Source organism: Promineifilum sp. (SeqCode) (assembly GCF_041918635.1).
Lineage (GTDB): Bacteria > Chloroflexota > Anaerolineae > Promineifilales > Promineifilaceae > Promineifilum.
On the sequence record NZ_JAYRVJ010000122.1, the window covers coordinates 1 to 21,762 of the forward strand.

Sequence of the window (21,762 nt, forward strand, 5' to 3'; positions counted from 1 at the left end):
CGATAGTAGATGGCCCGGAACGTCTCGGCCAGCGCCAGCAGGAAGATGAGCCAGGCCAGGACGGCGGCGAGGGGCTGCCCGGCCAGCCGCGTCTCGGCCGACGCGCCCGGCACGCTGAGCGGATACCACCAGCGCGCGCCGGCCGACATCAGGGCCGCGGCCAGCAGCGCGACGAGTCCGATGACGGTAATGGCCTGGTTATAGGCCGCCGTCCGGTCGTCGGCCTCGGCGAACAGGCCCATGAAGGAGTTGGTCAAGCTCTGGAACATGCCCCGGCCGATGGTCATGGGCAGGCTCCAGGCGGCGTAGAGAATGTCGGATTGCGCCCCCAACCCCAGCGCGGCGGCCAGCCCCATGTCCAGCACGAACATCGCCGCGCCCTCGGCGACGAACAGACCGTTGAGCAGCACCGAGCGGCGGACAAAGCGGGTGGCGGTCGATGGCGAGGGCGGCGTGGACACGGCTTACGGCTCCTGGGTGCGGGCGGCGGCGGTCGCGTCGCCGGGGTCTAGCCGCAAGACGGCGCGGTAGAGTTCGACCGCTTCGTCCTGCCGGCCCGTCTGCCAATACACCTCGCCCAGGGCGAGGTAGGCCGCTTTGTTGTCGCCGCGCGCGCGTAGGGCGGCCAGCAGGTGCGTTTCGGCGGCGCGGGCATCCCCTTGCACTTGCCACGTTAGTTGGCCCAGACGGACGAGCGTCCAGTAGTCGTCGGGCAGCCGCTCCGCCACCCACGCGAACTCCGCCAGCGCCTCACTGTCTCGGCCCAAGCCTTGCAAGGCCACGCCGCGAAAGTAGCGATTCTGGACGCGGTTCCAGTCATGCTGGAACTGATCCAGCTGCAGGGCGCGGTCGCTGGCGTCCAACACGGCGGTGTAGTCGATGGGCCACGACAGATTGGCATGGGCGCGGGCCAGCCGGAAGAGCAGGTCGCTGTTGGCGGCCCCCGCCGCCGCTTGAGCCTCAAGCCCCGCTTCGTAGACGGCCGTGACCGCCGGCCAGTCGCCGCGCCCTTCGTGGAGCAGCCCCAGATGGAGCCAGCCCTCTGGGTCTGACGGCGACACTGCGGTCGCCCGCCGGTACCAGGCCAGCGCCGTTTCGGGTTGGTTGGCGGCCTCCGCCTGCTGGCCGTTGGCGATCAGTTCGGCGGCCATGCCGGGGGCCTGTTGCCAGGCCCGGATGGCTGCCTCGTCCTGCGCTTGCGCCAGATGCGCGTAGCCCAAGGCCCGCCAGGGAGAAGCCGGTCGCGGATCGAGGCGGGTGGCCTCAGTCAACTGGTGGATCGCTGCCGCAGCCTCAGCCGACGCCGCGTCGGCCGGCGCAGGCCCACGGGCCTCGTTCAGGTTGAGAAAGCCAAGGTTGCGCAGCCAGGCGCCGCGCAGCGCCGCGCCGTTCAACGCCAGCCAACCGGCCAGCGCCAGCAGCAACGCCAGCCCCCCCAGGCTCCGCACGTTCACCCGCCTCGATGCGACCACCACGCACTCACCCCTCCGGCTGAACCGCGGCGATTGGCTGGGCGTTTCGCCACCAGGTCATCAGGATAATGGCGGCTATGCTGACAAAGACGGCGGCGACGGCGAGCAGGGGCAGCAGCAGGAAGGGATTGGGGCGCGCCGGGCGTTCGGGCACGGCCGCCTGGCTGGCCAGACGAGCCAGCGTCTCCCGCGTGGCGACTCGCTCCTCATCGACCTTGCGGGCCAGGGTGGCGTACGTCTCCTGGGCGATGTCGCGCCGGCGGAGGAGCCGCTCGCCCTCGTTGAATAGCTGCTGCTTCTCCGTCTGCACGGCGAAGATCTGCGGCTCCAGGGCGACCAGTTGCGCCTCGCGCGCGGCCAGGCCGGCTTCGATGGACACACGCAGCGCCTCCAGCCGTTGCAGTTGCTCGGCCCGTTGCGCCGTCGTCGGCTGGGCGTCCGCGCCGATGGTCAGCTGGAACCGCTGCTGCGGCATGGGCGTGGTGCTCATCACGGGCGCATCATAAGCCTGCAATTGTAGCGTCAGCGCCGTCAACTGGTCGGCCAGCGTGACCACGTCGGTGCCGTTGTTCTCCAGTTGGACGCGCAAGGTTTGAATGTCATCCAGCGCCAGCCGAAAGGCGTTCTGCTCGGCCAAATACGACATCTGTAGCTGGATCAGCGACGCCAATTCGTTGTCCACAATGCCCTGGCGGTTAGCTCGCTGGAAGGCGACGAGCGCGTCCTCGGCCGCCTGTAGTTCCGCGCTGGCCTTGGCTAACTGGTCGGTAAAGAAGTTCGTCCCGCCGGTTCCATAGACCCGTTCAACGGCGAGGATGAACTCATCGGCCCAGGCGTTGGCCAGAGCGGCGGCGATTTCCGGGTCGGAATCGGTGGCGTACAGGCGCACCATGCGCGCATCCGTGGCGCGCACCTCGAGCACATCGTACAGTTGAGACGGCGAGACGATCTCGCCGTTGGTGATCTCTCCGGCCGTCTCCAACAGGCGGGCCAGCACGTCATCGCTCAGGGCCAGTTGGGGATAGATGGGCAGCAATTGTGTTGAGCGTATCGTGGTTGTGATACGGGGATCGAACTGTAGTTGTTGCGACGGTTCGGGAACCGTGACCAAGGCCGCGGCCTCATACTTATTGCTGAGCAGGAAGAACGCCACGCCCAGCACGACAGCCAGGATGACGGCTCCGCCGATAACCCTGAAGTGGCGCACAAGGGCCTCCACATAGGGCCGCAGGTCAATCGTTTCGTCCATGTAGCCTCCGAAGGAGCATCCAAATAACCCCAACAGGCTATCTTACATGAGGGGAAGAGGGGGGGCAAATTCGACCGCGCAGACTTAACAGGTGGGCGGCTACCCATGCTGTGACGGGAACGAACCCCGTGGCCGTCCACCGGTCGGGGCTGTGGACAGGGCGACCAACCCCACGACCAGGCCGGCCAGCAAGGCGCTACGCAACTCGAACAGGGGGTGGGGGGCGGGGTAGAGAAGTCCCAGCAGCCAGAAGCCCAGCCACAGCGCCGTATAGGGCGCGTGGCGGGAGAACGCGCCGCGCCGCAGGACGGGCGCAGCCACCAGCCAGCCCCACAACAGCAGCCCCACCACGCCCAACTCCGCGCCCCAGAGCAGCGGCGTGTTGTGAACGACCTCCGCCCAGGCGTCGTGGACGCGCGCTGCGCTCACGTACTGGCCGAAGCCCACGCCCGTCCACGGCTCGGTCGCCAGCAGCCGCCAGGCGATCTGCGTATCCCGTTCGCGCTCCCAGAGCGAGCGGTTCTCCACCGGCGTTTCCGTGGCCACGGCGCGGCCCACCACGGCATCGCCGTAGACTCCCAGGAACAGCACGCCGACCAGGGCGACGAGGCCAGCCGTGGCGACGACGTGGCGCGGCGGCCGCCGCCCGGCGGCCAGGGCGCGCAGCCAGGGCAGCGCGTGGACGGCCAATCCCAGCGCCAGACAGACGGCGGCCCAGCGGGCCAGCGTGGTCAACAGGCCGGCCACGCCCAGAGCGAAGACCAACCCGGCCAGAACGCGCCCCCACGGGCCCGCCCGCGGGGTGCAGAGGGGTAGGATGAGCAGCGCCGTCACTAGCGTGCCGGCGGCGGTGTTGGGATGGTTGGTCAAGCCGTAGCCACGCAGCCAACGCTCCGGCCCGCGCATGACGACGCTGACGCCTTTCACGGCCGGGTCGAGCGCCGGCTCGCCCAGGAAGCCCAGCCCCAACTCGCGCTGCCACACGAACTGGCCGATGGCCGCGCCCGCTTGCAGGACGATGATGGCGGCCACGATCCAGAACAGGTTGGGCTTTTCATTGACCACGTACAGATAGACCCAGACGCCGTGGCCGATGAGCAGCGCCAGGCGGGCCATCCCGGCCGCATCGCAGGCGTCGCCGAAGCAGGAGCGGGCCAGACTGAGCAACGCCACAGCCGCCAGCAGCGCCAGCGGCCGCCCGGGGCGCGTCCACCCCCAGCCCAACGCGCCCAGCCCGGTCGTGGCGCGGCGGTGGAGAAGCCAGGCGGCCATCGAGACGAGGGGCAGCAGGCCAATCACGCCCACGCCGCGCCACTCACCGCCGGCCGCCGGCAAGCGCCACAGGGGCAGCCAGGCCGGCGGCCCACCGGCCGCGGCCACGCTGTTGGCCCCCAGCAGTAAGATCAGGTAGAGGCCGAACGCGACATCGGCCACGCGCCTCAGGGCGACGGTGGCGCGTTCGGAGGTGTACTGCTCAACCGGCATCGGCGCGTCTGGCCCCGGCGGGCGGCCGTCTGTAGGTCAACCGCGCCCAAGCTCCGGGCACGTGACCGGCAACCCGTTGTCCTGGAGCACCGCCGGGTAGAGGTTTTGGGCGTGGTGGAAGAGGTCGGCCAGCGCCATCGTCTTCCAGACCGGCCCCTTCAGGTCGAGCAAATTCCGGCCGATGGCCTTGCGCAGCCGCAACTCGCCCAGCAGGAGGCAGTGCAGGGTGTCGGCCGTCAGGCCCACCTCGACCGTCGGCTTGAGCGCCGCCGGCCCATAGAGCACCTGCACAGGAGCGCGGCGCGCGTCGATGGTGATCGCCGCCGCCGGCTTGGTGCAATTGAAGCGGATAGCCAGCGACGCTTTGAGCAGGGCGTTGGCCGCCTGGGGATCGTGTTCCTCAATCTGGCTGAACAGCGTCTCGAAGCAGCGATAGAGTTGGGCGTCGCTGGCGTAGATGGGCATGCGCTTATCCTGAGGTGACCGGGTCGCTAGTCAGATTGGGTGTCGTTCGAGTGGCTCAGGCGTTGCTTCAGTTGCTCCGCCTGAAACTGGAGTGAGTAGTTGATCATCGTCCAGACCCCCTTCCAGGTGTCCGGGTCCATCAAGTCCTCGCGCGTCGCCCCCTGGAACGTGCCAAGAATCTGCTTGGCGAACTCGGGTGTGACGCGATCCAGGCCGGATTTGCCCAATTGCCACAGCCGGCCGGGCTGGATGGGTTCCGGCACGACCTGGTTGATGACGCCGCTCACTTTGTCGCGCACCTGACCGGCCTGGAAGCGGGCCGAATAGGCCATCATGTAGGCCATCCCCTTCCAGGTGTCCAGATCGAGCAGGTCTTCGGCCGACATGCCCTGGAAGTTGCGCAATACGTCGAGTTGCATCTCCGGCGTCAACTTCTGCAGGTTGTCGCGGATCATCGTCAGCAGCCGGAGGGGCGAGCGGGCGGCGTCGCCGCCGCGCTGCTCGTCCACCATCTGCTGAAGCTCGGCCACACGCGCGTTCAGTTCATCGTTCAGAGCGCGCAACTGGGCGGCCTCGTCGTCGGCCGCGACAGGTTGCGGCTCCGCGGCCTCGCCGGCCGGCGGGAAGGCGTCCAACCCCTGTTCGCGGAACTTGCGCACAATGTAGCCCACCTGGCCTTCGGTCAGGCCGTTGGCGGCGGCGGCCTCCGCGTAGCGCTGGCCTGCGTCCACGGCCAGCAGCGCGGCGGCCCGCTGGCCGTCGATATTCGGCCGCGTCGCGGCTATCTGTTCAACCCGCTCCCGCATCTCGGCGGACAGCAGAGTGTCGGTGTCGTTATTGGTCATGGCATCTCCTCGGCCCGGTATGTCTAGCGTTCTGTGACTTGGCCCATTATAGCTGTTAGTTCACTGCCCAAGTAATTACTACCCGCGCGGCGCGCCGTTCGTTGACAGCCCGCGACCGCATATGTTAGTATAGCTCCATAATGCGCTGCGTCATAGTGGCGCCGCGCGGTATTGCCGCCGGCCGGGTGCGCGGCGCGCGGAGGAGGATTGACCATGACGGATCGAATCGATGTGCCGGAGCAGGCGGCTGAGTCGGCGAATACGTTGCTGGCGGGCCTGCGCCGCGTGCTCATGGCGAGCATTGGCGCAATGGCGCTCAGCCAGGAGCAGATCGAGGATTTCGTCGGCAAGCTGGTCGAGCGAGGCGAGATCGCCGACAGCGATGCGCGCCGGCTGCTCAACGATGTGGTGGAGCGGCGCGTCAAGATGGTGCAGGATAGCACCAAGCGGGCCGAAGGAGAGTTCGACAAGCGCGTCGAAAACCTCCTGGCGCGCATGAACATCCCGTCCAAGACTGAACTGGATACGCTGAGCGAGAAGATCGGCGAGTTAAGCCGCAAGGTAGACGAACTGGTGGCCGGCGGCCGGCGTTGATGCGGCTTCTGTCGCCGGCCGTCAGCGGGTAACGCGCGGGGCACTTCGCGACGCGCGGCCGTGCCGCACGACGTTGGCATCTGCCCCTATTCGTACATATAATGGTGTATTGCCAAAAGGTTAGGCCGGAAGAAGCGACATGCCCGTTATCAAAAGATATCCGAATCGCAAACTCTACGATACGGAGGCCAAGCGTTACATCACCTTGAACGAGATCGCCGCGCTCATACGCGCCGGCGAGGAAGTCGCCGTGATGGATCACGCGACGGATGAAGACCTGACGGCCGTTGTCCTGACCCAGATCATCTTCGAGCAAGAAAAACTTCAGCGCGGCTTCCTGCCGAAATCGGTGCTAACCAACCTGGTGCGCGCCGGTGGGGACACACTTAGCACCCTGCGCCGCGGCTTAACGTTACCACTGGACTTGTGGCGTCACGTCGATGAAGAGATCGATCGCCGCGTCCAGCACTTGATCAGCAAGGGCGACCTGGCCCGGGAGGAGGGGCTGCGCCTGCGCGATAAGCTGCTCTCCCCGATGTTCGCTCCGCCGGAGACGTCGGGCCTGATCGACCTGGAGAAGCTGCTTGTCGAGCATGGCGTGCCCACCCGCGAGGAGCTGGAACGGCTGCACGGCCAGATCGAGGCCCTTTCGGCCAAACTCGAAAGCATGATGCCAGGGGAAACCAAGGAGCCGCTACCCTGACCTTGCCCCACGTGACCCACGGCCCGCACCGCCAGGCCATTCATCCAGACCGATGACTCACTGTAGCACCCGATGATTACGCTGAACGGCACTGTCCAACGGACGTTCTCGTTTCCGGCCGACCCTCTGACGACGCTGGTCTACTTCAGCGACCTGAGCCGGGTGGCCCGCCTGTTGCCCCACATTAGTGTTGTCGAGACCTACAGCGCCGAAAAGGTGCGCATCCGTTTCCAGACGGTCGAACTGGGCGCTTACACGATCAACATCTATTGCGACTTAGAATTGCAGACCAACCCCGACAGCTATACCATCATCATCCGGCCCCTGGCCGGGTGTGAGGAAGTGGAGGCGAACGCCACGCTGAACGCCACGACCGGCTATGGCTACTACTCCAGCACCGCCCGGTTGGCGCCGGCCGAGGATGGGACAACCATCTTCTACCAATTTCAATTCCAGTCGAAGCTAACCCGGCCGCGCGGCCTGCGCATGGTTCCCAAACGTGTCGTTGACCGCATCGCCCAGAGCATCTCCTCCGGCCGCGTGCAAGAGATCGCCGACGGCTTCATGGAGAGCGCTCTGGAAGCATTCGACGACCTGCCCGCTGGCCAGGCGAGCCGGCTGGTCGAGGAGTGGCTGGCAGCGCGCGGCCTGACGTCAGCCGAGGCCAACCAGTTCGGCCAAAAGAGTTAACAGGACAAATCTGCGAAATCTGCGGATAATTTTTTCTGATGGGGGCCGACGATGAAGATGGAAGGACGCCAAACCTTTGCCGCGGGCGTCGATCTCCTCTGGGCGCTGCTCAACGACCCGCTAGCGCTGCAACAAGCCTTGCCCGGCTGTGAGACGTTCGAGGCGGTCGCCGCCAACGAGTATCGGGTCGCCCTTGACCTGCGCGTTGGCGCCGTCACCGAGCGGTTCGAGGGCATACTGTTGCTGGAGCGCGTCATCCCCTTCACGCGCTTCGATTTCCGCGCCGAGGGCGAAAGCCCTAGCGGCCTGATCAACTGCCACGGGCGCGTCTCGCTAGAGGACGGCGCGGCCAACGGCGCCGATCGCCACACCAGCCTGAGCTATGAAGCCGAGATCGACGTGGGCGGCCGCCTGACCGCCATCTCCGGCCGCCTGCTGGAGACGACGGCCCGCGCCTTCGCCCGCCGCGCCCTGGAGGGGCTGGAAAAACAGGTCGCCATGCGCACGCGCACCTATACCTCGACGCTGGACGCGCCTCAACCGGCTGCGCCGGCCGCGGGCGGCCCCCACTGGCTGGCCGCGGGCCGGAGTGCGGCGGTCTTGCTCGGCGCGCTGGTGGCCCTCCTTCTGCTGTTGCGCGGACTCGACCGCCGGCGGACGCATCGCCTTGCCCACGAGGTCGCCGATCTGTTGGAACAGGCGCACCGGCCGGGCGCGACGGGGCCGGACGCCGGCTGATGGTGAGGCATGGCTGAGGACGACGCGACCTTGCTTCCCGTCCCGGAACATGCCGGCGCGTTGGGCGTCCTGGATTCCGGCGTCGGCGGCCTGTCCGTCCTGCGCCACTTGCGCGCCCAACTCCCGGCCGAGCGCCTGCTCTACTTCGCCGATCAGGCCCACATCCCCTATGGGCCGCGCCCGCCCGAAGAGGTGCGCGCCTTCAGCGCCGGCATCACCCGCTTTTTGCAGCGGCGCGGGGCCAAGCTCATCGTCGTCGCCTGTAACACCGCCTCGGCCGCCGCCCTCGACTTCCTGCGCGAGCGCTTCCCACGCCTCCCCATCGTCGGCATGGAGCCGGCCGTGAAGCCGGCCGCGGCGCTGACCCGCAGCGGCAAGGTCGGCGTCCTGGCTACCCCCAGCACGCTCAACAGCCACCGCTACGCCGCCCTGATGGCCCGTTTCGCCGGAGGGATCGAGGTTCACGAAGACCCCTGCGTCGGTCTGGTGCAGTTGATCGAGGCGGGCAAGCTGGACGCGCCGGAGACGCGCGCTCTTCTGCAGCGTGTCGTCGATCCCATGCTGGCCGCCGGCGTCGATACGCTCGTCCTCGGCTGTACGCACTACCCCTTCATCCGGCCGCTCCTGGAGGAGATCGCCGGCGAGGGTGTAGCCATCCTCGACCCCGCGCCGGCAGTTGCCCGGCAAACGGCAAATGTGCTACAACAACGTCAACTGGCTGCCCCGCCCGATCAAACCGGTTCGCTGCACTGCTTCACCAGCGGTGACGCGGAGCAGTTGACGGCGCTAACCGCCCGCCTGTTGGGCAGCCGCTGCCCAACGACGGCGGTGCGGTGGGCCGGCCAGGGAGTGAAGTTGAGGCGCGTGCCCTGATCACGATTCAGTGACGCCAGGCTCGACAGACCATGAGACGACGGAACCCTGCTCGCTGGCGAGCCATCGAGGCCCGGTTGAGCCGGGAGAGCACCATCTGGCTGGCGACGGTTCGCGGCGACGGTCGCCCCCATCTGACCCCCCTCTGGTACGTCTGGCTCGATGAGAAGCTCTACGTTTGCACCGGCAGCCAAACCCAGAAGTACACCAACCTGTATCAGAATCAGAACGTCGCGCTGGCCCTACCCGACGCGGCCAACGTTATTATCATCGAGGGGGAGGCGCACACCGCCACCCGCGCGCAAATAGACAGCCTGGCCGAGCACTTCTACCACAAATACGAATGGGACTTCCGCTACGACGAGTCGGCCGACTGGCGGCTGATCGAGATTACGCCGTTCAAGATCATGGCCTGGGGCGACGGCTACGACGCCGGCGAAGGGATTCGCGTCCTGTAGGGGCGGGTTTCAAACCCGCCCCTGCCGCCCAACTCACGCCGGTCTTACGTGAATCCTATCATGATGCCATATACTTCCATACTGGGTAGCAACTTTTGTGCCTCTTTTAGCGTCCCTGTTGCGTATTGATTCATAAGAGGCAACGAGACTTAGCGACAAGCTATCCTCAGCTGGAGCAGACCCGCGGTTACTTCTCATGGAAAAATCTGCGTAATCTGCTAAATCTGCGGATACCTCTTCTTCAAGGAATAGAGCATGATGCGATTCGATCGTTTTACGGAACGGGCCCAGGATGCCGCCGCGCGCGCCTATGAGATCGTCCAGCGCTATAGCCACACGCAGGTGGACACGGAGCACGTCTTTCTGGCGCTGCTGGAGCAGCAGGATGGGGCCATTCCACAAATCCTGACCGCGCTGAACGCGGACAGTATGCAGATGCAGGAGCGGCTGGATCGCGAACTGCGCGCCAGTCCCAAAGTATCGGTCTATGGCGGTGGGGTGGGGCAAGTGTTCTACACGCCACGCATTCGCACCGTCCTCGAATTGTCGCAGGGGGAAGCCAACCGCCTGAAGGACGAGTTCATCTCGACGGAGCACATCTTCCTGGCGATCCTGAGCGAGCGCAACACGCCATCGGCGCGCATCCTCCAGGAGTTCGGCATCACCCGCGAGCGGGTACTGGACGCCATCAAGGAGCTGCGCGGCGGCCAGCGCGTGACCAACCGCCAGGCCGAGAGCCGCTACCGGACGCTGGAGAAGTACAGCCGCGACCTGACGCAGATGGCCCGCGATGGCCGACTCGATCCGGTCATTGGCCGCGACTCCGAGATCCTGCGCGTCATCCAGGTGCTTAGCCGCCGCACCAAGAATAACCCGGTGCTCATCGGCGAGGCGGGCGTCGGCAAGACGGCCATCGTCGAGGGGCTGGCGCAGAAGATCATCATCAGCGACGTGCCGGAGAATCTGCTCAACAAGCGCGTCGTGGCCCTCGATCTGGGGGCCATGATCGCCGGCAGCCGCTTCCGCGGCGAGTTCGAGGAGCGCCTGAAGGCGGCCATGGAGGAGATCCAGCGCGCTCAGGGCGAGATCATCCTCTTCATCGACGAGTTGCATACCGTCGTCGGCGCGGGCTCGGCCCAGGGCGCGATGGACGCCAGCAACATGCTCAAGCCGGCGCTGGCCCGCGGCGAGTTGCAGTGCGTCGGCGCGACGACGTTGGACGAGTACCGCCAGTACGTCGAGCGCGACGCCGCGCTGGAGCGCCGTTTCGCGCCGGTGTTCGTCGATGAGCCGTCGGTGGAAGACACCATCGACATGCTGCGCGGCCTGCGCGACCGGTATGAGGCCCACCACAACGTGGAGTTCTCCGACGCTGCGCTGGTCGCCGCGGCCAAGCTGTCGTCGCGCTACGTGACCGACCGCCGCCTGCCCGACAAGGCCATCGACCTGATGGACGAGTCCGCGGCCAAGCTGCGCGTCGCCCTGCACACGCTGCCGCCCGAACTGAAGAAGCTCAAGACCGAGATCGATCAGTTGACGGCCGCCGAGGAGGAAGCGAGCGCCGCCCGCGACTACGAGCGGGCGCAGGTCAGCAAGGCGGACCGCCTGCGGCTGGAGACGGAGTTCAACGCCAAGCGGGACGCCTGGCGCGGCGAACAGCGGTTGGACGAGATCGTGGATGAGCAGGACGTGGCCGAGGTGATCTCCACCTGGACGGGCATCCCTATCTCGCAGATGCTGGAGACCGAGGCGGTAAAGTTGCTCAACATGGAAGAGCGCCTGCACGAGCGCATTATCGGCCAGGAGCGGGCCATTGCCGCGTTGGCCGACGCCATCCGCCGCAGCCGCTCTGGCCTCAGCGACCCGCGCCGGCCTATCGGTTCGTTCATTTTCCTGGGCAGCTCCGGTGTGGGCAAGACGGAGTTGGCGAAGGCGCTGGCCGAGTTTCTGTTCGATGACGAGGACGCGCTGATCCGCGTGGACATGAGCGAGTATCGCGAGCAGCACACCGTCAGCCGCCTGTTCGGCGCGCCGCCGGGCTACGTGGGCTACGAGCAGGGTGGGCAGCTGACCGAGCAGGTGCGCCGCCGGCCCTATTCACTGGTGCTCTTCGACGAGATCGAGAAGGCTCACCCCGACGTGTGGAACGCGCTGCTCCAGTTGTTGGACGACGGCCGCCTGACCGACGGCCAGGGGCGCGTGGTCAACTTCCGCAACGCCGTCATCGTCATGACCAGCAACGTCGGCACGTCGTTTGTGAAGCGGTCGGGCGCGCTGGGCTTTGCCGGTATGGCCGCTGCCGAGCGCGAGGATCACAAGCGCATCGAGGAGGCGCTGAAGCAGACCTTCCGGCCGGAGTTCATCAACCGCATCGACGAGATCATCATCTTCGAGCCGCTGACGGAAGCGGATGTGGTCGAGATCGTCAAGTTGCAGGTCAAGGATGTTCAGGTGCGGCTGGCCGACCAGGGTAATCTGAGCATCGAGTTGACCGAGCCGGCCCTGCGCTGGCTGGCGGGGCAGGGCTTCGACAAGGACTTCGGCGCGCGCCCGCTGAAGCGAGCCATCCAGCGCTACGTGGAAAGCCCGCTGTCGGTGCGCCTGTTGAAGGGCGAGTTCAAGACCGGCGACCGCGTGCGGATTGACGTGGCCGACGATCAGTTGGACTTCATCCTGCTGGAGAGCGCCCCCGCGCCGCTGGCCCCGGTCGAGGAACTCATCGAGAGCGCTTAAAGAAAGAAGCATCCACAGAATGCTTTCTGATAATCTGTGAAATCTGTGGATGTCTTCTCTTAATCGTCCCAGCGCCGCTGTCGCGCCTGTTTCAGGGTGCTACGGCGGCGTTTGTCGTCCAGGCGTTCCTGGCGGGCGCGGCGGCTGGGGCGGGTGGGGCGGCGCTCCGGCTGTTCGACCAGTGCCGCAGCCAGCAGCGCTTGCAGCCGGGCCACGGCCGCCTCCCGATTCTGCCACTGGCTGCGCGATTCCTGAGCGGAGATCTGGAGCACGCCGCGCCGGTCGAGGCGGCCGGCCAATCGGTCGAGCAGGCGCGCGCGCGTCTCCTCGTCCAGGCTGGGCGAAGCGGCCACGTCGAACAGCAAGGTTACCCGGGTGGCCGTCTTGTTGACGTGCTGGCCGCCCGGCCCGCCGCCGGTCGTGAAGCGAAACTGCAACTCGGCCGCGGGCAGCGCCAGGTTTTCATTGATGAGAATAAGTTCCGGTTCCATAGAGATCGTTGATAGGAATCAAGAGGAACACTGAGTTCCACCGAGATGGCACAGCGTTCCACAGATAGGAAGCCATAGCTCCTTTGTGTCTCTCTGTGTTCCTCTTCACTATCTTATGCTAGGATTATCGAGAAAGCCCTGATGGATGACAATGGCTGATAGACGCGCTTTCGTCCACATCTTCTTCATGGACGGCGTTGGGCTGGGTGGGCCTGACCCGACGGTGAACCCGTTCGTCTCGGCCGCCATGCCTCACCTGACCGGGCTGTTGGGCGAAGGCTGGTATCTGGCCGGCCAGGGGCGCATCACGACGTCCCGCGCCTCGCTTGCGCCAACGGACGCGACGCTCAACATGCCCGGCCGGCCGCAGAGCGCCACGGGCCAGACCGCCATCCTGACCGGCCGGAATGCGCCCCGCCTCGTCGGCGAACACTATGGTCCCAAACCCAACCCCGCGGTGAGCGCCATCATCCGCGAGGGTACGCTGTTTGCCGAGGTGTTGGCGGCCGGCGGGCGGGCGGCGCTGTTGACGCCCTACCCGGAGCGCTACTTCGAGGCGGTGGAGAGCGGCAAGCGGCTGCTCTCAGCCGTGCCGCTGGCGGCGACGAGCGCCGGGCTGCCGCTGCGGGGTGCAGACGATCTGCGCGCCGGTCGCGCCGTCAGCCCCGATTTCACCGGCCAGGGCTGGCGTGACTTCCTGGGCTATGCCGACGCGCCCGTCCTGACGCTGCCCGAGGCGGGCGAGCGCATCGCTGCGCTGGCCGCCGGCTACGAGTTCAGCTTCTTCGAGCATTGGCCGACCGACCAGGCCGGCCACCGCGGCACGCTGACCGAGGCCGTGGCCCACCTGGAGGCCATCGACGCCGCTCTGGGCGGGCTGCTGGCCGCCTGGGACGACGCGCGCGGCCTGCTGATCATCACCAGCGATCACGGCAACCTGGAGGAGAAGGGCCACCGCCAACACACGCGCAACGCCGTGCCGACCATTCTGCTCGGCCCCGACCACGCCGCGCACGCCGCGGCCATTACCGATCTGACCGACATCGCCCCGGTCGTGCGGCGCGCCCTTGGCTTGCCCGCGTCCGCTTTCCCTGAAAAATCTGCTAAATCTGCGTAATCTGCGGATCACTTCTTCATAAGGATCAACCACATGCCCATTTCGTCTGAGAACTTCCGCGACGTGATGCGCCACTTCCCATCGGGGGTGACGGTTGTCACCATCAAGTCGCCGGCCTCGGAGGTCGCGCACGGCCTGACCGTCTCCTCCTTGGCCTCCGTCTCGCCCGATCCGCCGCTCATCCTCGTCTCCATCGACCACCGGGCGACAGCTCACCAGTTGTTGGAGACGGCCGGGGCGTGCTTCGCTGTCAACATCCTGGCCCACGACCAGATGGAGATGTCCAACCGCTTCGCCTGGCTCAAGGACGAGGATCGCTTCGCCGTGGGAGAGTGGACGACGGCGGCCACCGGCGCGCCTGTGCTGAACGACGCGCTGGCCTGGCTCGATTGCACCGTCTACTCGCGCTTCGCCGCCGGCAGCCACACTATCTACATCGGTGAAGTGCAGGCCAGCGGCGTGCCCCGCCCGGACGTGAAGCCGCTGGTCTATTGGAATCGGGGCTACCGGGTCATGAAGTAGCGTCAGCCCAGGTCGCCGGGGTCGCCGTCCAGCCCCTCCAGGCCGACGGCCATCAGATAGCCGCGCGCCCGCTCGGTCAGTGGGTAGCGGTTAACCAGCTTCCAGAAGCGCGGGCCGTGATTGCCCTCGACGAGATGGGCCAGTTCGTGGACGAGGACGTAGTCGCGCACCCAGGCGGGCATGGTCGCCAGGCGGTGGCTGAGGCGGATGGTGCCATCTTCCGGCGTGCAACTGCCGAAGCGACTATTCTGGTTGGTGACGTAGCGGATGGAGCGCCACTGGAGGTGCCCGCCGAAATACTTCTGATTCAACTCCTGGGCCCGCTGCGCCAACTCCGCGTCTGTCTGGGCGGCGGCGCGGGCGCTGCGGCGGCGCATACGCTGACGCAGGTTGTCGATGATGGGCGACAGTTCGGCGTCGCTCATCGCCGCCGGGGCGCGGATGACCAGCACGCCATTCTCCAGTCGCGCGCCGACCGTCTTGCGCCGCTGCGTGCTGCGGATGATCCGCACCGGCCACTCTGTCTCTTGGTTCTTATCCGCCATCGACTCTCCGCCGGCCGTCTCACAGGCCATCTTAGGCGATTGTAGCACAGCCTGTCAGGCTGTGTTCCTTCGTAGTCAGGCAATGAATTGCCTAACTACGAACCGTCCCTGTAACACAGCCTGTCTGCGCTACGGCCGCCAGCGCTCATACTCCTCCGGCCGGTCGAGGTCGTGGAGGATGGCCTCGCTCTCGACCTCGACCGGGCGAACGTCGTCGGGGTGACGCCGGAGCAGCGCCCGCGGCGCGGCGTCGGGCGGCAGCGCCAGCAGTTCATCGAAGTAGCGCCGGTCAATGATCACCGGATTGCCCCGCGCGCCGCGATAGTAGGGGGCTACCAGCCCTTTAGGCGTCGCGGCATAGGCGGCCAACAGCGCGTCCAGCACCGCCGGTTCGACCATCGGCTGATCGCCCAATATAGCCAGAATAGCCTCTGTCTGTGCCGGTAGGGCGCGCAGAGCGGCCTGCACCGAGGACAGCATGCCATTCGCATAGTCGCCATTGTGAATGCAAAATGTGGGGTGTTGGGTGATGATCGCCTCGACCTTTTCGCGCTCGTGGCCGGTGACCAGCAGCACGTCATCGACGTCCGACGCCCTGACGTTTGCCAGCGTGCGCCCCAACACCGTGCTATCGCCCCAGGGCAGGAGGAGCTTGTTACGCCCCATGCGTCGCGATTCGCCGGCCGCCAGGACAACGGCCGTCACCCGCCGCCGCACCTCCCGTACCGGCTGATCCGAGTGCAGCGAGGCCAGCACGACCCGCGACACCCTTGGCTCACGCAGCATCAGCCGCGCCGCCGTGCGCGCCGCTGCCAGGCGGCTCTCGCTCTCCACTTTGTTCAGAAAGGGGATGACCCGCGCGTCAGCCGGCGCGCCCTTCAGCCCGCCGTTCGGGTGCGTCAACAGCCGCGCCAGCCCGGCCGGCGTCAACCGCCCATCTTTTAGCGGCGGTCGGCCGTCGGCCGTCGGCGGTTCTTCCAGCAACGCCCGCACCATCTCAGGTCGGTGCGCGACCCGATCCAACGGCCCCTCCAGCGCGTCCAGGCCGGCGACCGGCACGACGAGCGTCATGCCCGGTGGGATGACCGGCTCGTGCTCCGCCGGAGCCTTGACCGGCCGCATGCGCGAGCCGTCAGCCTCGACGAGCACAGTGTCAACGTCGGGACGGGAGAGCAGGCGCGCGGGCAGATCGGGCGGCACACCGAGCGCCTTGTCCCCCTCGACCCGGTTGATGACCAGGCAGACGCGGTGGGCGTCCAGCAGGCGGCCCAGCGGCTCCAGATCGTCGGCGTAGCAGACAGCCGGAGCCAAGCGGATCTGCGCGGCGAAGATGCGCGTCGTCGTGGTGATGACCGTCCGGCCGGGCAATTCGGCGGCCAGCGCGAACAGCAGGCCGGTCTTGCCGCCGCCGCCGACCAGGGCGACCAACTCCGGCCGTTGGCCCAGGCCCAGCGCGGCGCGCAATGTCCAGTGCGGCTCGTCCACTATTGGGGCGCTCGGCCGAACTCCGGCGCGTATTGGGCGAGGAAGTCATCCACCAGTTGGCTGTAGGCGTCGTAATCGGTGCTGATGTCACGGGCGTGGGGCGCGCCCCGGTCGGTCAGGTGCAGCACGGTGCGGCTCTGGTCGCTGTTGGCGTAGATGTCCTCAGAGTGGGTGGAGAAGGTGTACTCGTCGGTCAGGGAGTGGATAAGCAGAACGGGCATTGGCGCGTCGGCGATGGTTCGTTCGGGCGCGACGGCCTGAACGTCGAAATCGGCCCGCAGTTCAGCGATCGCCAGCGCCCCCGGCAGGAGCAGCGGCGCGAGGCCGGGAAACTGCTGCCGGGCCTGATAGCCGAGGATCTCGTCCAGTTCGCTGTAGGCTGAGTCCGCGCCGACGAAGGCGATGCCGGGCGCCAGGGGAGCCATCTGCAGGGCGGTAGCCGCGCCGTAGGAGACACCAAAGACGCCGATCTGCGAACGATCCAGCCCGCTTCGCCCGGCCAGCCAGTCGAGCGCGGCGACGGCGTCTTGCTTCTCGTAGAAGCCGTAAGTGTGGAAGGCGGGCGTGCTGTCGCCGTGGCCGCGGTGGTCGTAAGCCAGCACGTCGCAGCCGCGCTCGTAGAACAGGCGGCCCCAGTCGAACACGTGGTAGCGCGTGCCGCGGAAGCCGTGGAGGAACAGCAGGGCACAGCCGGCGTCCGGCTCCTGGTCGAAGTACCAGCCGGCCAGGGTTACCTCGCCCGCGTCGATGGCAATCTCTTCCGGTTCGGGCAGGCCGAAGTCGGCCGGCGTGTCCCCCTCGGCCCGCGCCTCAGCGATGCTCTGCGTCGGGGCGTCAAGGATGAGGCCGGAGAAGTACCAACTGGCGGCGCCATACGTCAGCGCCAGCAACAGGGCGACGACGCCCAGGATTACCCACACGCTTTTTCGTTTCATTCGCAACCTTGTTGACAAGCCGTCAGCGAGTCTCGCTCAATCGCCGATCGGCCTTTGCCAGTACACTAGGTCAGGAGGCTTCGCTCCTGGCCTTGATGGCGTAGTCTGGCGTAGGGCCTACTCGCTGGCCGAACAGCAGGTTCAACTGCGCGGCATGATCCTGAACGTGGCGCATGTTGTATAGTAGCAACTCTACGAAAGTGACTTCGCCCCAGGGGAATTGGCAGCGCCGCCAGGCCATCTCGTCAGTCAGCGCTTCAATCGTCGTCCGGCATCGTTCGCGGCAGAGACGGAGGTAGCCCTGGAGTTCCTCTTTGGTGTAGGGCCTTTCGGGCAGCGGCCCATCGTCGTCCTGCTCGATCAATGTAAAAGGGGCGGGTGGCAGAAAGCCCTCCTCCGAGCCGAAGAGGTACAGGTCGAGCCAGAACAGCGTGTGGTAGACGCGATACCAGAACTGCGAGAATTCCGGTATCCCGTGAGGATCATCATACAAGGGAGAGAGCCAAAGCGCTTCAGGGCAGGCGCTCACGGTGTCCGATAGATAATCAATCGCAGCTCCAAATTGCCGCCAAATCGCCAGCTTCAGGGTAGCGTCCATCTGAACTCTTTCCTTGAACTCTCTTTTACTGGGCAACCGGTAGGCCAAAGTCGGGCGCGTACTCGGCCATAAAGGCGTTGAACAACTGCCGGTAGGCGGCGAAGTCCGTGCCGATGTCGGAGGCGTGCTCGGAGCCCCACTCGTTGACGTGCAGCACCGTGCGGCTCTGATCGCTGTTAGCGTAGATGGCCTCGGAGTGGGCGGCGGGCGTGAAGCCGTCGGTGCGGGAGTGGATGAGCAGGATGGGCATCTGCGCCTCGGCGATGGCCGCTTCGGGCGAGACGGCCGCGGCGTCGAAGCCGGCCCGCCGTTCGGCCGCGAACAGCGCGCCGGGCAGTAGCAGCCGCCCCAGCGCGCGGCCCAAGCGCGCCTCGGCGCGCACGCTGACGATGGCCGCGACGCTGCTGTAGGAGGAGTCGGCCAGGACGAAGGGCGCTTCGGGGATCATGGGGGCCAGTTGCAGCGCCGTCGCCGCGCCATAGGAGACGCCGCCGACGCCGATCTGGGACTCGTCCAGGCCGCTGCGCTGCTCGAACCACCGCAGCGCGGCCAGCGCGTCGTCCTTCTCGTGGAAGCCGTAGGTGTGAAAGGCAGGCGTGCTGTCGCCGTGGCCGCGGTGGTCGTAGGCCAGCAGGTCGCAGCCGCGCTCCCAGAAGAGTGGCGCGAAATAGAGAGCCTGGTAGCGCGTGCCGGTGAAGCCATGCATGAACAGGACGCCGCAATCGCCGTCTTGCGGGTTGTCGAAGTACCAGCCGGCCAGGGTAACCTCGCCCGTATCGATGCGCACCTCTTCCGGCTCCGGCAGGCCGTAGTCGGCCGGGTCGCCCGTATCGGCCCGCGCCTCCTCGAGCGACGCGGTTGGCGAGGCGATCATGATGCCGGAGAAGAACCAGCTGGCGGCCGCGTCGGCCGCGACCAGCAGCAGGATGACGATAGCGAGAATTAGCCACACTCTGCGGTTCAACTTTCCCTCCCTTGTTGGGTCGATAGATGGGTCAAGATCGCTTCCAGCACGCCGCCGCCGATAGCCAGCGCCTTCTCCGAGATAGTGAAGCAGGCGTCCACGTCGCCGCGCGGATCCACGTCGCCGATTTTGATTTCCGCCGGCACAGCTGTCCCCGGCGCGATCAGGCCGCGCACGACGCCGTCGAACGGCGCGACGACCGGCCGGTCGGCCACGTCGCCCAGCCTCTCGCCCTCGCGGACGCGGTCGCCAATCTCTTTGTCCCAGGCGACGACGCCCGCGACCGGGGCGCGCAGCACCCGCTCCGCCCCCTTGCCGCCGACGACGCCGGGCGTGCCGGTGTTGGATTCGGCCGGTCCCTGCCAGATGACGCGGCCGAGACGATGGCCGCGGTTGGTCTCGATGACGGCGTGACAGTCCACGCCGGCGGTGAAGCCGGGGCCGAGGGCGACGACCAGCGGGGCCTGGTCGATGCGGGTGTCGAGGGTGCGTTTCGCCATGCGGGCGTCAACAACGAGCGACGAGTTCAGAAGGGTAGGGGGGAGTTCGGGCGAGACAAGGACGGGGATCGCGCCGTCCAGCGCCAGCACCCGCGCCTGTTCCGGCGTTTCCACGCGGACAGCGCGCAGGTCTTCGACGGCGACTTCGCCCTCCAGCACGGCCGTCGCCAGGGCCACGCGCCGCCGGACGACGAGCGGGTGGGGGAGTTCCAGGACGATGAGGGGAAAGCCGGCCTTGTGCAGCCGGTAGGCCACGCCGGTAGCCAGGTCGCCGCCGCCGCGGAGGAGGATGAGGTGGTCGGGGAAGAGCATGGGGGAATATGGTAGCGGGACGCAGGGAAGGAGGCAAGCACAGAGAACACTGGGGTGCGCGAACAAGTTGTCAGTGTGAACTCATCAAACCACACCACCGTGGCGTCGTGCAGCGCGGCGACGACGGCCGGAGCCAGGGGCATGAAGGGCACACCGCTACCCGCAATAACTGTAGCCAAATATCGGTTATAATCGGTTCATGGATGAGCCGGGCAAGCCGATTCGCCGCTGGTTCCGCGAGGAGTTCTTGAATGCCCTTTGAAAGTGATTCCGCCCCGAACTGGATTGATGGCACACTGTACCCGGACGAAGAACCGCCAACCGCTTTGTCGACTCTGGGTGACCGAGTAGACTTCCTGGCCCGTCTTTGCTCCGCCTGGGACTTTGGGTTGATTCCCTGGCCGGAAACGATTGACGAGATTCGCAAGCCGGAATGGGCCGAGGCCGTCGAGGCGTGCCGCCTGCTGACTTCCCCGGCCTATCACTTGTTGCGCCGCTGGCATGGCCTTGCGCCGTTGCCCTATCTGGGCCAATCGTTGAGCTACATTCGCGATGAGCCCTATCTACAGCACGTCTGATGCAATCACGATTTACCGCAACCCCTCCACCACCCGCCACGGCAACAACGGCGTCTCATCGAACCACACCCCCGTCGCGTCGTGCAGCGCGGCGACGACGGCCGGGGCCAGGGGCATGAAGGGCATCTCGGCCATGCCGCGCGCGCCCCACGGGCCGAGCGGGTCGGGCACTTCGACCAGCACCGAATCGACCCGGCCGGGGATGTCGCGGATGCCGGGGATGAGATACTGGCTCAGGTAGGGGGTGATGATACGGCCGTCGCGCACCTGGAGGTTCTCCATCACGGCGTAGCCGAACGCCTGCACGACCGCCCCTTCGATCTGCCCCTCGACGTTGGTGCGGTTGATCACCTTGCCCACGTCGTCGGCGCAGACGACGCGATCCAGGTGGATGTGGCCCGTCTCTACGTCCACGGTCAGGTCGACAATCTCGGCCACGTAGCCGTAGGTGAAGTTAGGCATGGAGTAGCCCGTCTCCGGATCGTAGGGCTGGGTGGCCGGTGGGTAGTAGGTGGTGTGGGCGATGGCCGGGCGGTCTTCGTCCGTCCACTTTGCCAGCGCCTCTTCGGCCGCCTGGCGAATGGAGTTGCCGGCCATGAAGGTCATGCGCGAGGCCGACACAGAGCCGGAGTTGCCGCTGGTGGCCGTATCCGACAGCACCATCTCGACGCGCTCGACGGGCACGCCGACGGCCGCGGCGGCCATTTGCATAAAGGCGGTGTGCGCCCCCTGGCCTACTTCGGCCCCGGCGTGGCGCAGCACAACCCGTTCGATCTCCTTGCCGCCGTGCAACTCGATGATCGCCTCGCACTGTTCCCGCGCGCCGAAGGAGAAGCCGACGTTCTTGAAGGCGCAGGCGACGCCCCGCCCACGCCGCAAGCTCCCCGGACTCGCCGGCAACGTCTGAAATAACGACCTTCCAATCCAATTCCCCTGCTCCCCTGCTCCCCTGCTCCCCTGCCAGTTAGCTGCCTCCGCGCACGCCTCAATCACCTCGGCCATGCTGACGCCGGGCGGGATGGGCGTCTGCGTCGTCAGCAGGCTGCCCTCGCGCAGGACGTTCTTCAGCCGCAGTTCAACCGGGTCGATGCCCAGCGCCTCGGCCATCTTGTTCATCTGGCACTCGGCGGCGAACGCGCCTTGCGGCCCGCCAAAGCCGCGGAACGCGCCGCCGGGCACGTTGTTGGTCGTCACGGCGTAGCTGTCGATGTGGGCGTTGGGGATGGTGTAAGGGCCGCTGACCATCAGGTTAGCGTTGCCCAGCACTTTGGGGCTGGTGTAGGTGTAGGCCCCGCTGTCGAGGATGAGTTCCGCCTCGACGGCGGTGATCAGCCCATCGCGCGTCGCCCCCCACTTGGTCTTGATCCAGGCCGGGTGGCGCTTGTGGTGGCCGATGATGCTCTCCTCGCG

24 protein-coding genes are annotated in these 21,762 nt (G+C 66.7%); 10 read left to right on the forward strand and 14 right to left on the reverse strand.

The genetic code is table 11. The features are described from left to right. The 6 genes from ACE3UY_RS04080 to ACE3UY_RS04105 form a co-directional block, all read right to left on the reverse strand. A partial coding sequence (locus ACE3UY_RS04080) for a hypothetical protein (RefSeq protein ID WP_374686278.1) occupies positions 1–461 on the reverse strand: 461 nt, incomplete at its 3' end. Positions 462–464: 3 nt separating this feature from the next. Next, positions 465–1,472: a tetratricopeptide repeat protein gene (locus ACE3UY_RS04085; protein WP_374686279.1), complete on the reverse strand. Its 1,008-nt coding sequence runs from the start codon at positions 1,470–1,472 to the stop codon at positions 465–467. Between the two features lie 7 nt (positions 1,473–1,479). Further along, complete coding sequence (locus ACE3UY_RS04090) at positions 1,480–2,721, reverse strand: Wzz/FepE/Etk N-terminal domain-containing protein (protein WP_374686280.1); 1,242 nt, start codon at positions 2,719–2,721, stop codon at positions 1,480–1,482. 99 nt (positions 2,722–2,820) lie between these two features. Then, a complete protein-coding gene (locus ACE3UY_RS04095; RefSeq protein WP_374686281.1) occupies positions 2,821–4,206 on the reverse strand; it encodes an O-antigen ligase family protein in 1,386 nt (461 codons plus the stop codon). A gap of 36 nt (positions 4,207–4,242) precedes the next feature. After that, a complete protein-coding gene (locus ACE3UY_RS04100; protein WP_374686282.1) occupies positions 4,243–4,671 on the reverse strand; it encodes an SCP2 sterol-binding domain-containing protein in 429 nt (142 codons plus the stop codon). Positions 4,672–4,697: 26 nt separating this feature from the next. Further along, on the reverse strand, positions 4,698–5,516 hold the full coding sequence (locus ACE3UY_RS04105; protein WP_374686283.1) for a helix-turn-helix domain-containing protein: 819 nt from the start codon (positions 5,514–5,516) through the stop codon (positions 4,698–4,700). Between the two features lie 213 nt (positions 5,517–5,729). Here ACE3UY_RS04105 and ACE3UY_RS04110 point away from each other — a divergent pair, with 213 nt between their 5' ends. From ACE3UY_RS04110 to ACE3UY_RS04140, 7 genes are all read left to right on the forward strand, one after another. Further along, entirely contained in the window at positions 5,730–6,110 is a 381-nt protein-coding gene (locus ACE3UY_RS04110; protein WP_374686284.1) for a phasin family protein, read from the forward strand. A gap of 139 nt (positions 6,111–6,249) precedes the next feature. Continuing rightward, the gene (locus ACE3UY_RS04115) at positions 6,250–6,813 is read left to right on the forward strand and encodes a polyhydroxyalkanoate synthesis regulator DNA-binding domain-containing protein (protein WP_374686285.1); all 564 of its coding nucleotides are present in this window, start codon (positions 6,250–6,252) and stop codon (positions 6,811–6,813) included. A 72-nt stretch (positions 6,814–6,885) separates the two neighbouring features. Next, positions 6,886–7,503 (forward strand): DUF1997 domain-containing protein, encoded by a 618-nt coding sequence (locus ACE3UY_RS04120; protein ID WP_374686286.1) that lies wholly within the window; start codon positions 6,886–6,888, stop codon positions 7,501–7,503. A gap of 57 nt (positions 7,504–7,560) precedes the next feature. After that, entirely contained in the window at positions 7,561–8,241 is a 681-nt protein-coding gene (locus ACE3UY_RS04125) for an SRPBCC domain-containing protein (protein ID WP_374686287.1), read from the forward strand. A gap of 9 nt (positions 8,242–8,250) precedes the next feature. Next, positions 8,251–9,114, forward strand: coding sequence for a glutamate racemase (gene murI / locus ACE3UY_RS04130; RefSeq protein ID WP_374686288.1), 864 nt, complete (start codon positions 8,251–8,253; stop codon positions 9,112–9,114). A gap of 32 nt (positions 9,115–9,146) precedes the next feature. Beyond that, on the forward strand, positions 9,147–9,572 hold the full coding sequence (locus tag ACE3UY_RS04135; protein WP_374686289.1) for a pyridoxamine 5'-phosphate oxidase family protein: 426 nt from the start codon (positions 9,147–9,149) through the stop codon (positions 9,570–9,572). Positions 9,573–9,830: 258 nt separating this feature from the next. Continuing rightward, positions 9,831–12,305, forward strand: coding sequence for an ATP-dependent Clp protease ATP-binding subunit (locus ACE3UY_RS04140; RefSeq protein ID WP_374686301.1), 2,475 nt, complete (start codon positions 9,831–9,833; stop codon positions 12,303–12,305). A gap of 59 nt (positions 12,306–12,364) precedes the next feature. On the opposite strand, the gene arfB is transcribed toward ACE3UY_RS04140, so the two are convergent. After that, positions 12,365–12,796, reverse strand: coding sequence for an alternative ribosome rescue aminoacyl-tRNA hydrolase ArfB (gene arfB, locus ACE3UY_RS04145; RefSeq protein ID WP_374686290.1), 432 nt, complete (start codon positions 12,794–12,796; stop codon positions 12,365–12,367). A 151-nt stretch (positions 12,797–12,947) separates the two neighbouring features. Here arfB and ACE3UY_RS04150 point away from each other — a divergent pair, with 151 nt between their 5' ends. Next, complete coding sequence (locus ACE3UY_RS04150) at positions 12,948–13,913, forward strand: hypothetical protein (protein WP_374686291.1); 966 nt, start codon at positions 12,948–12,950, stop codon at positions 13,911–13,913. Between the two features lie 33 nt (positions 13,914–13,946). Then, positions 13,947–14,435, forward strand: a complete 489-nt coding sequence (locus ACE3UY_RS04155; protein ID WP_374686292.1) for a flavin reductase family protein — start codon at positions 13,947–13,949, stop codon at positions 14,433–14,435. A gap of 2 nt (positions 14,436–14,437) precedes the next feature. On the opposite strand, the gene ACE3UY_RS04160 is transcribed toward ACE3UY_RS04155, so the two are convergent. The 6 genes from ACE3UY_RS04160 to yqeB all read right to left on the reverse strand — a co-directional run bounded on the left by ACE3UY_RS04160 (position 14,438) and on the right by yqeB (position 19,774). Then, on the reverse strand, positions 14,438–14,980 hold the full coding sequence (locus tag ACE3UY_RS04160; protein ID WP_374686293.1) for a M48 family metallopeptidase: 543 nt from the start codon (positions 14,978–14,980) through the stop codon (positions 14,438–14,440). Between the two features lie 129 nt (positions 14,981–15,109). Next, positions 15,110–16,465, reverse strand: coding sequence for a selenium cofactor biosynthesis protein YqeC (gene yqeC / locus ACE3UY_RS04165; protein WP_374686294.1), 1,356 nt, complete (start codon positions 16,463–16,465; stop codon positions 15,110–15,112). Next, positions 16,465–17,400: an alpha/beta hydrolase gene (locus ACE3UY_RS04170; protein ID WP_374686295.1), complete on the reverse strand. Its 936-nt coding sequence runs from the start codon at positions 17,398–17,400 to the stop codon at positions 16,465–16,467. Before ACE3UY_RS04170 ends, yqeC begins: the two co-directional genes overlap by 1 nt. A gap of 70 nt (positions 17,401–17,470) precedes the next feature. After that, a complete protein-coding gene (locus ACE3UY_RS04175; RefSeq protein ID WP_374686296.1) occupies positions 17,471–17,998 on the reverse strand; it encodes a DinB family protein in 528 nt (175 codons plus the stop codon). 25 nt (positions 17,999–18,023) lie between these two features. Continuing rightward, a complete protein-coding gene (locus tag ACE3UY_RS04180) occupies positions 18,024–18,962 on the reverse strand; it encodes an alpha/beta hydrolase (protein ID WP_374686297.1) in 939 nt (312 codons plus the stop codon). After that, positions 18,959–19,774: a selenium-dependent molybdenum cofactor biosynthesis protein YqeB gene (yqeB, locus tag ACE3UY_RS04185; protein WP_374686298.1), complete on the reverse strand. Its 816-nt coding sequence runs from the start codon at positions 19,772–19,774 to the stop codon at positions 18,959–18,961. Before yqeB ends, ACE3UY_RS04180 begins: the two co-directional genes overlap by 4 nt. Before the next feature lie 251 nt (positions 19,775–20,025). On the opposite strand from yqeB, the gene ACE3UY_RS04190 reads away from it, so the two are divergent. Then, positions 20,026–20,352, forward strand: a complete 327-nt coding sequence (locus ACE3UY_RS04190; protein ID WP_374686299.1) for a hypothetical protein — start codon at positions 20,026–20,028, stop codon at positions 20,350–20,352. 12 nt (positions 20,353–20,364) lie between these two features. On the opposite strand, the gene ACE3UY_RS04195 is transcribed toward ACE3UY_RS04190, so the two are convergent. Continuing rightward, positions 20,365–21,762 (reverse strand): xanthine dehydrogenase family protein molybdopterin-binding subunit (locus ACE3UY_RS04195; RefSeq protein WP_374686300.1); only part of this gene is annotated, 1,398 nt, incomplete at its 5' end.

What these genes read in the sequence shown, in the direction of transcription:
- ACE3UY_RS04090 (WP_374686280.1), bottom strand. Translation starts at nt 2,721, where the DNA reads ATGGACGAAACGATTGACCTGCGGCCCTATGTGGAGGCCCTTGTGCGC.
- ACE3UY_RS04095 (WP_374686281.1), bottom strand. Translation starts at nt 4,206, where the DNA reads ATGCCGGTTGAGCAGTACACCTCCGAACGCGCCACCGTCGCCCTGAGG.
- ACE3UY_RS04100 (WP_374686282.1), bottom strand. Translation starts at nt 4,671, where the DNA reads ATGCCCATCTACGCCAGCGACGCCCAACTCTATCGCTGCTTCGAGACG.
- ACE3UY_RS04105 (WP_374686283.1), bottom strand. Translation starts at nt 5,516, where the DNA reads ATGACCAATAACGACACCGACACTCTGCTGTCCGCCGAGATGCGGGAG.
- ACE3UY_RS04110 (WP_374686284.1), top strand. Translation starts at nt 5,730, where the DNA reads ATGACGGATCGAATCGATGTGCCGGAGCAGGCGGCTGAGTCGGCGAAT.
- ACE3UY_RS04115 (WP_374686285.1), top strand. Translation starts at nt 6,250, where the DNA reads ATGCCCGTTATCAAAAGATATCCGAATCGCAAACTCTACGATACGGAG.
- ACE3UY_RS04120 (WP_374686286.1), top strand. Translation starts at nt 6,886, where the DNA reads ATGATTACGCTGAACGGCACTGTCCAACGGACGTTCTCGTTTCCGGCC.
- ACE3UY_RS04125 (WP_374686287.1), top strand. Translation starts at nt 7,561, where the DNA reads ATGGAAGGACGCCAAACCTTTGCCGCGGGCGTCGATCTCCTCTGGGCG.
- murI (WP_374686288.1), top strand. Translation starts at nt 8,251, where the DNA reads ATGGCTGAGGACGACGCGACCTTGCTTCCCGTCCCGGAACATGCCGGC.
- ACE3UY_RS04135 (WP_374686289.1), top strand. Translation starts at nt 9,147, where the DNA reads ATGAGACGACGGAACCCTGCTCGCTGGCGAGCCATCGAGGCCCGGTTG.
- ACE3UY_RS04140 (WP_374686301.1), top strand. Translation starts at nt 9,831, where the DNA reads ATGCGATTCGATCGTTTTACGGAACGGGCCCAGGATGCCGCCGCGCGC.
- arfB (WP_374686290.1), bottom strand. Translation starts at nt 12,796, where the DNA reads ATGGAACCGGAACTTATTCTCATCAATGAAAACCTGGCGCTGCCCGCG.
- ACE3UY_RS04150 (WP_374686291.1), top strand. Translation starts at nt 12,948, where the DNA reads ATGGCTGATAGACGCGCTTTCGTCCACATCTTCTTCATGGACGGCGTT.
- ACE3UY_RS04155 (WP_374686292.1), top strand. Translation starts at nt 13,947, where the DNA reads ATGCCCATTTCGTCTGAGAACTTCCGCGACGTGATGCGCCACTTCCCA.
- ACE3UY_RS04160 (WP_374686293.1), bottom strand. Translation starts at nt 14,980, where the DNA reads ATGGCGGATAAGAACCAAGAGACAGAGTGGCCGGTGCGGATCATCCGC.
- ACE3UY_RS04170 (WP_374686295.1), bottom strand. Translation starts at nt 17,400, where the DNA reads ATGAAACGAAAAAGCGTGTGGGTAATCCTGGGCGTCGTCGCCCTGTTG.
- ACE3UY_RS04175 (WP_374686296.1), bottom strand. Translation starts at nt 17,998, where the DNA reads ATGGACGCTACCCTGAAGCTGGCGATTTGGCGGCAATTTGGAGCTGCG.
- yqeB (WP_374686298.1), bottom strand. Translation starts at nt 19,774, where the DNA reads ATGCTCTTCCCCGACCACCTCATCCTCCTCCGCGGCGGCGGCGACCTG.
- ACE3UY_RS04190 (WP_374686299.1), top strand. Translation starts at nt 20,026, where the DNA reads ATGCCCTTTGAAAGTGATTCCGCCCCGAACTGGATTGATGGCACACTG.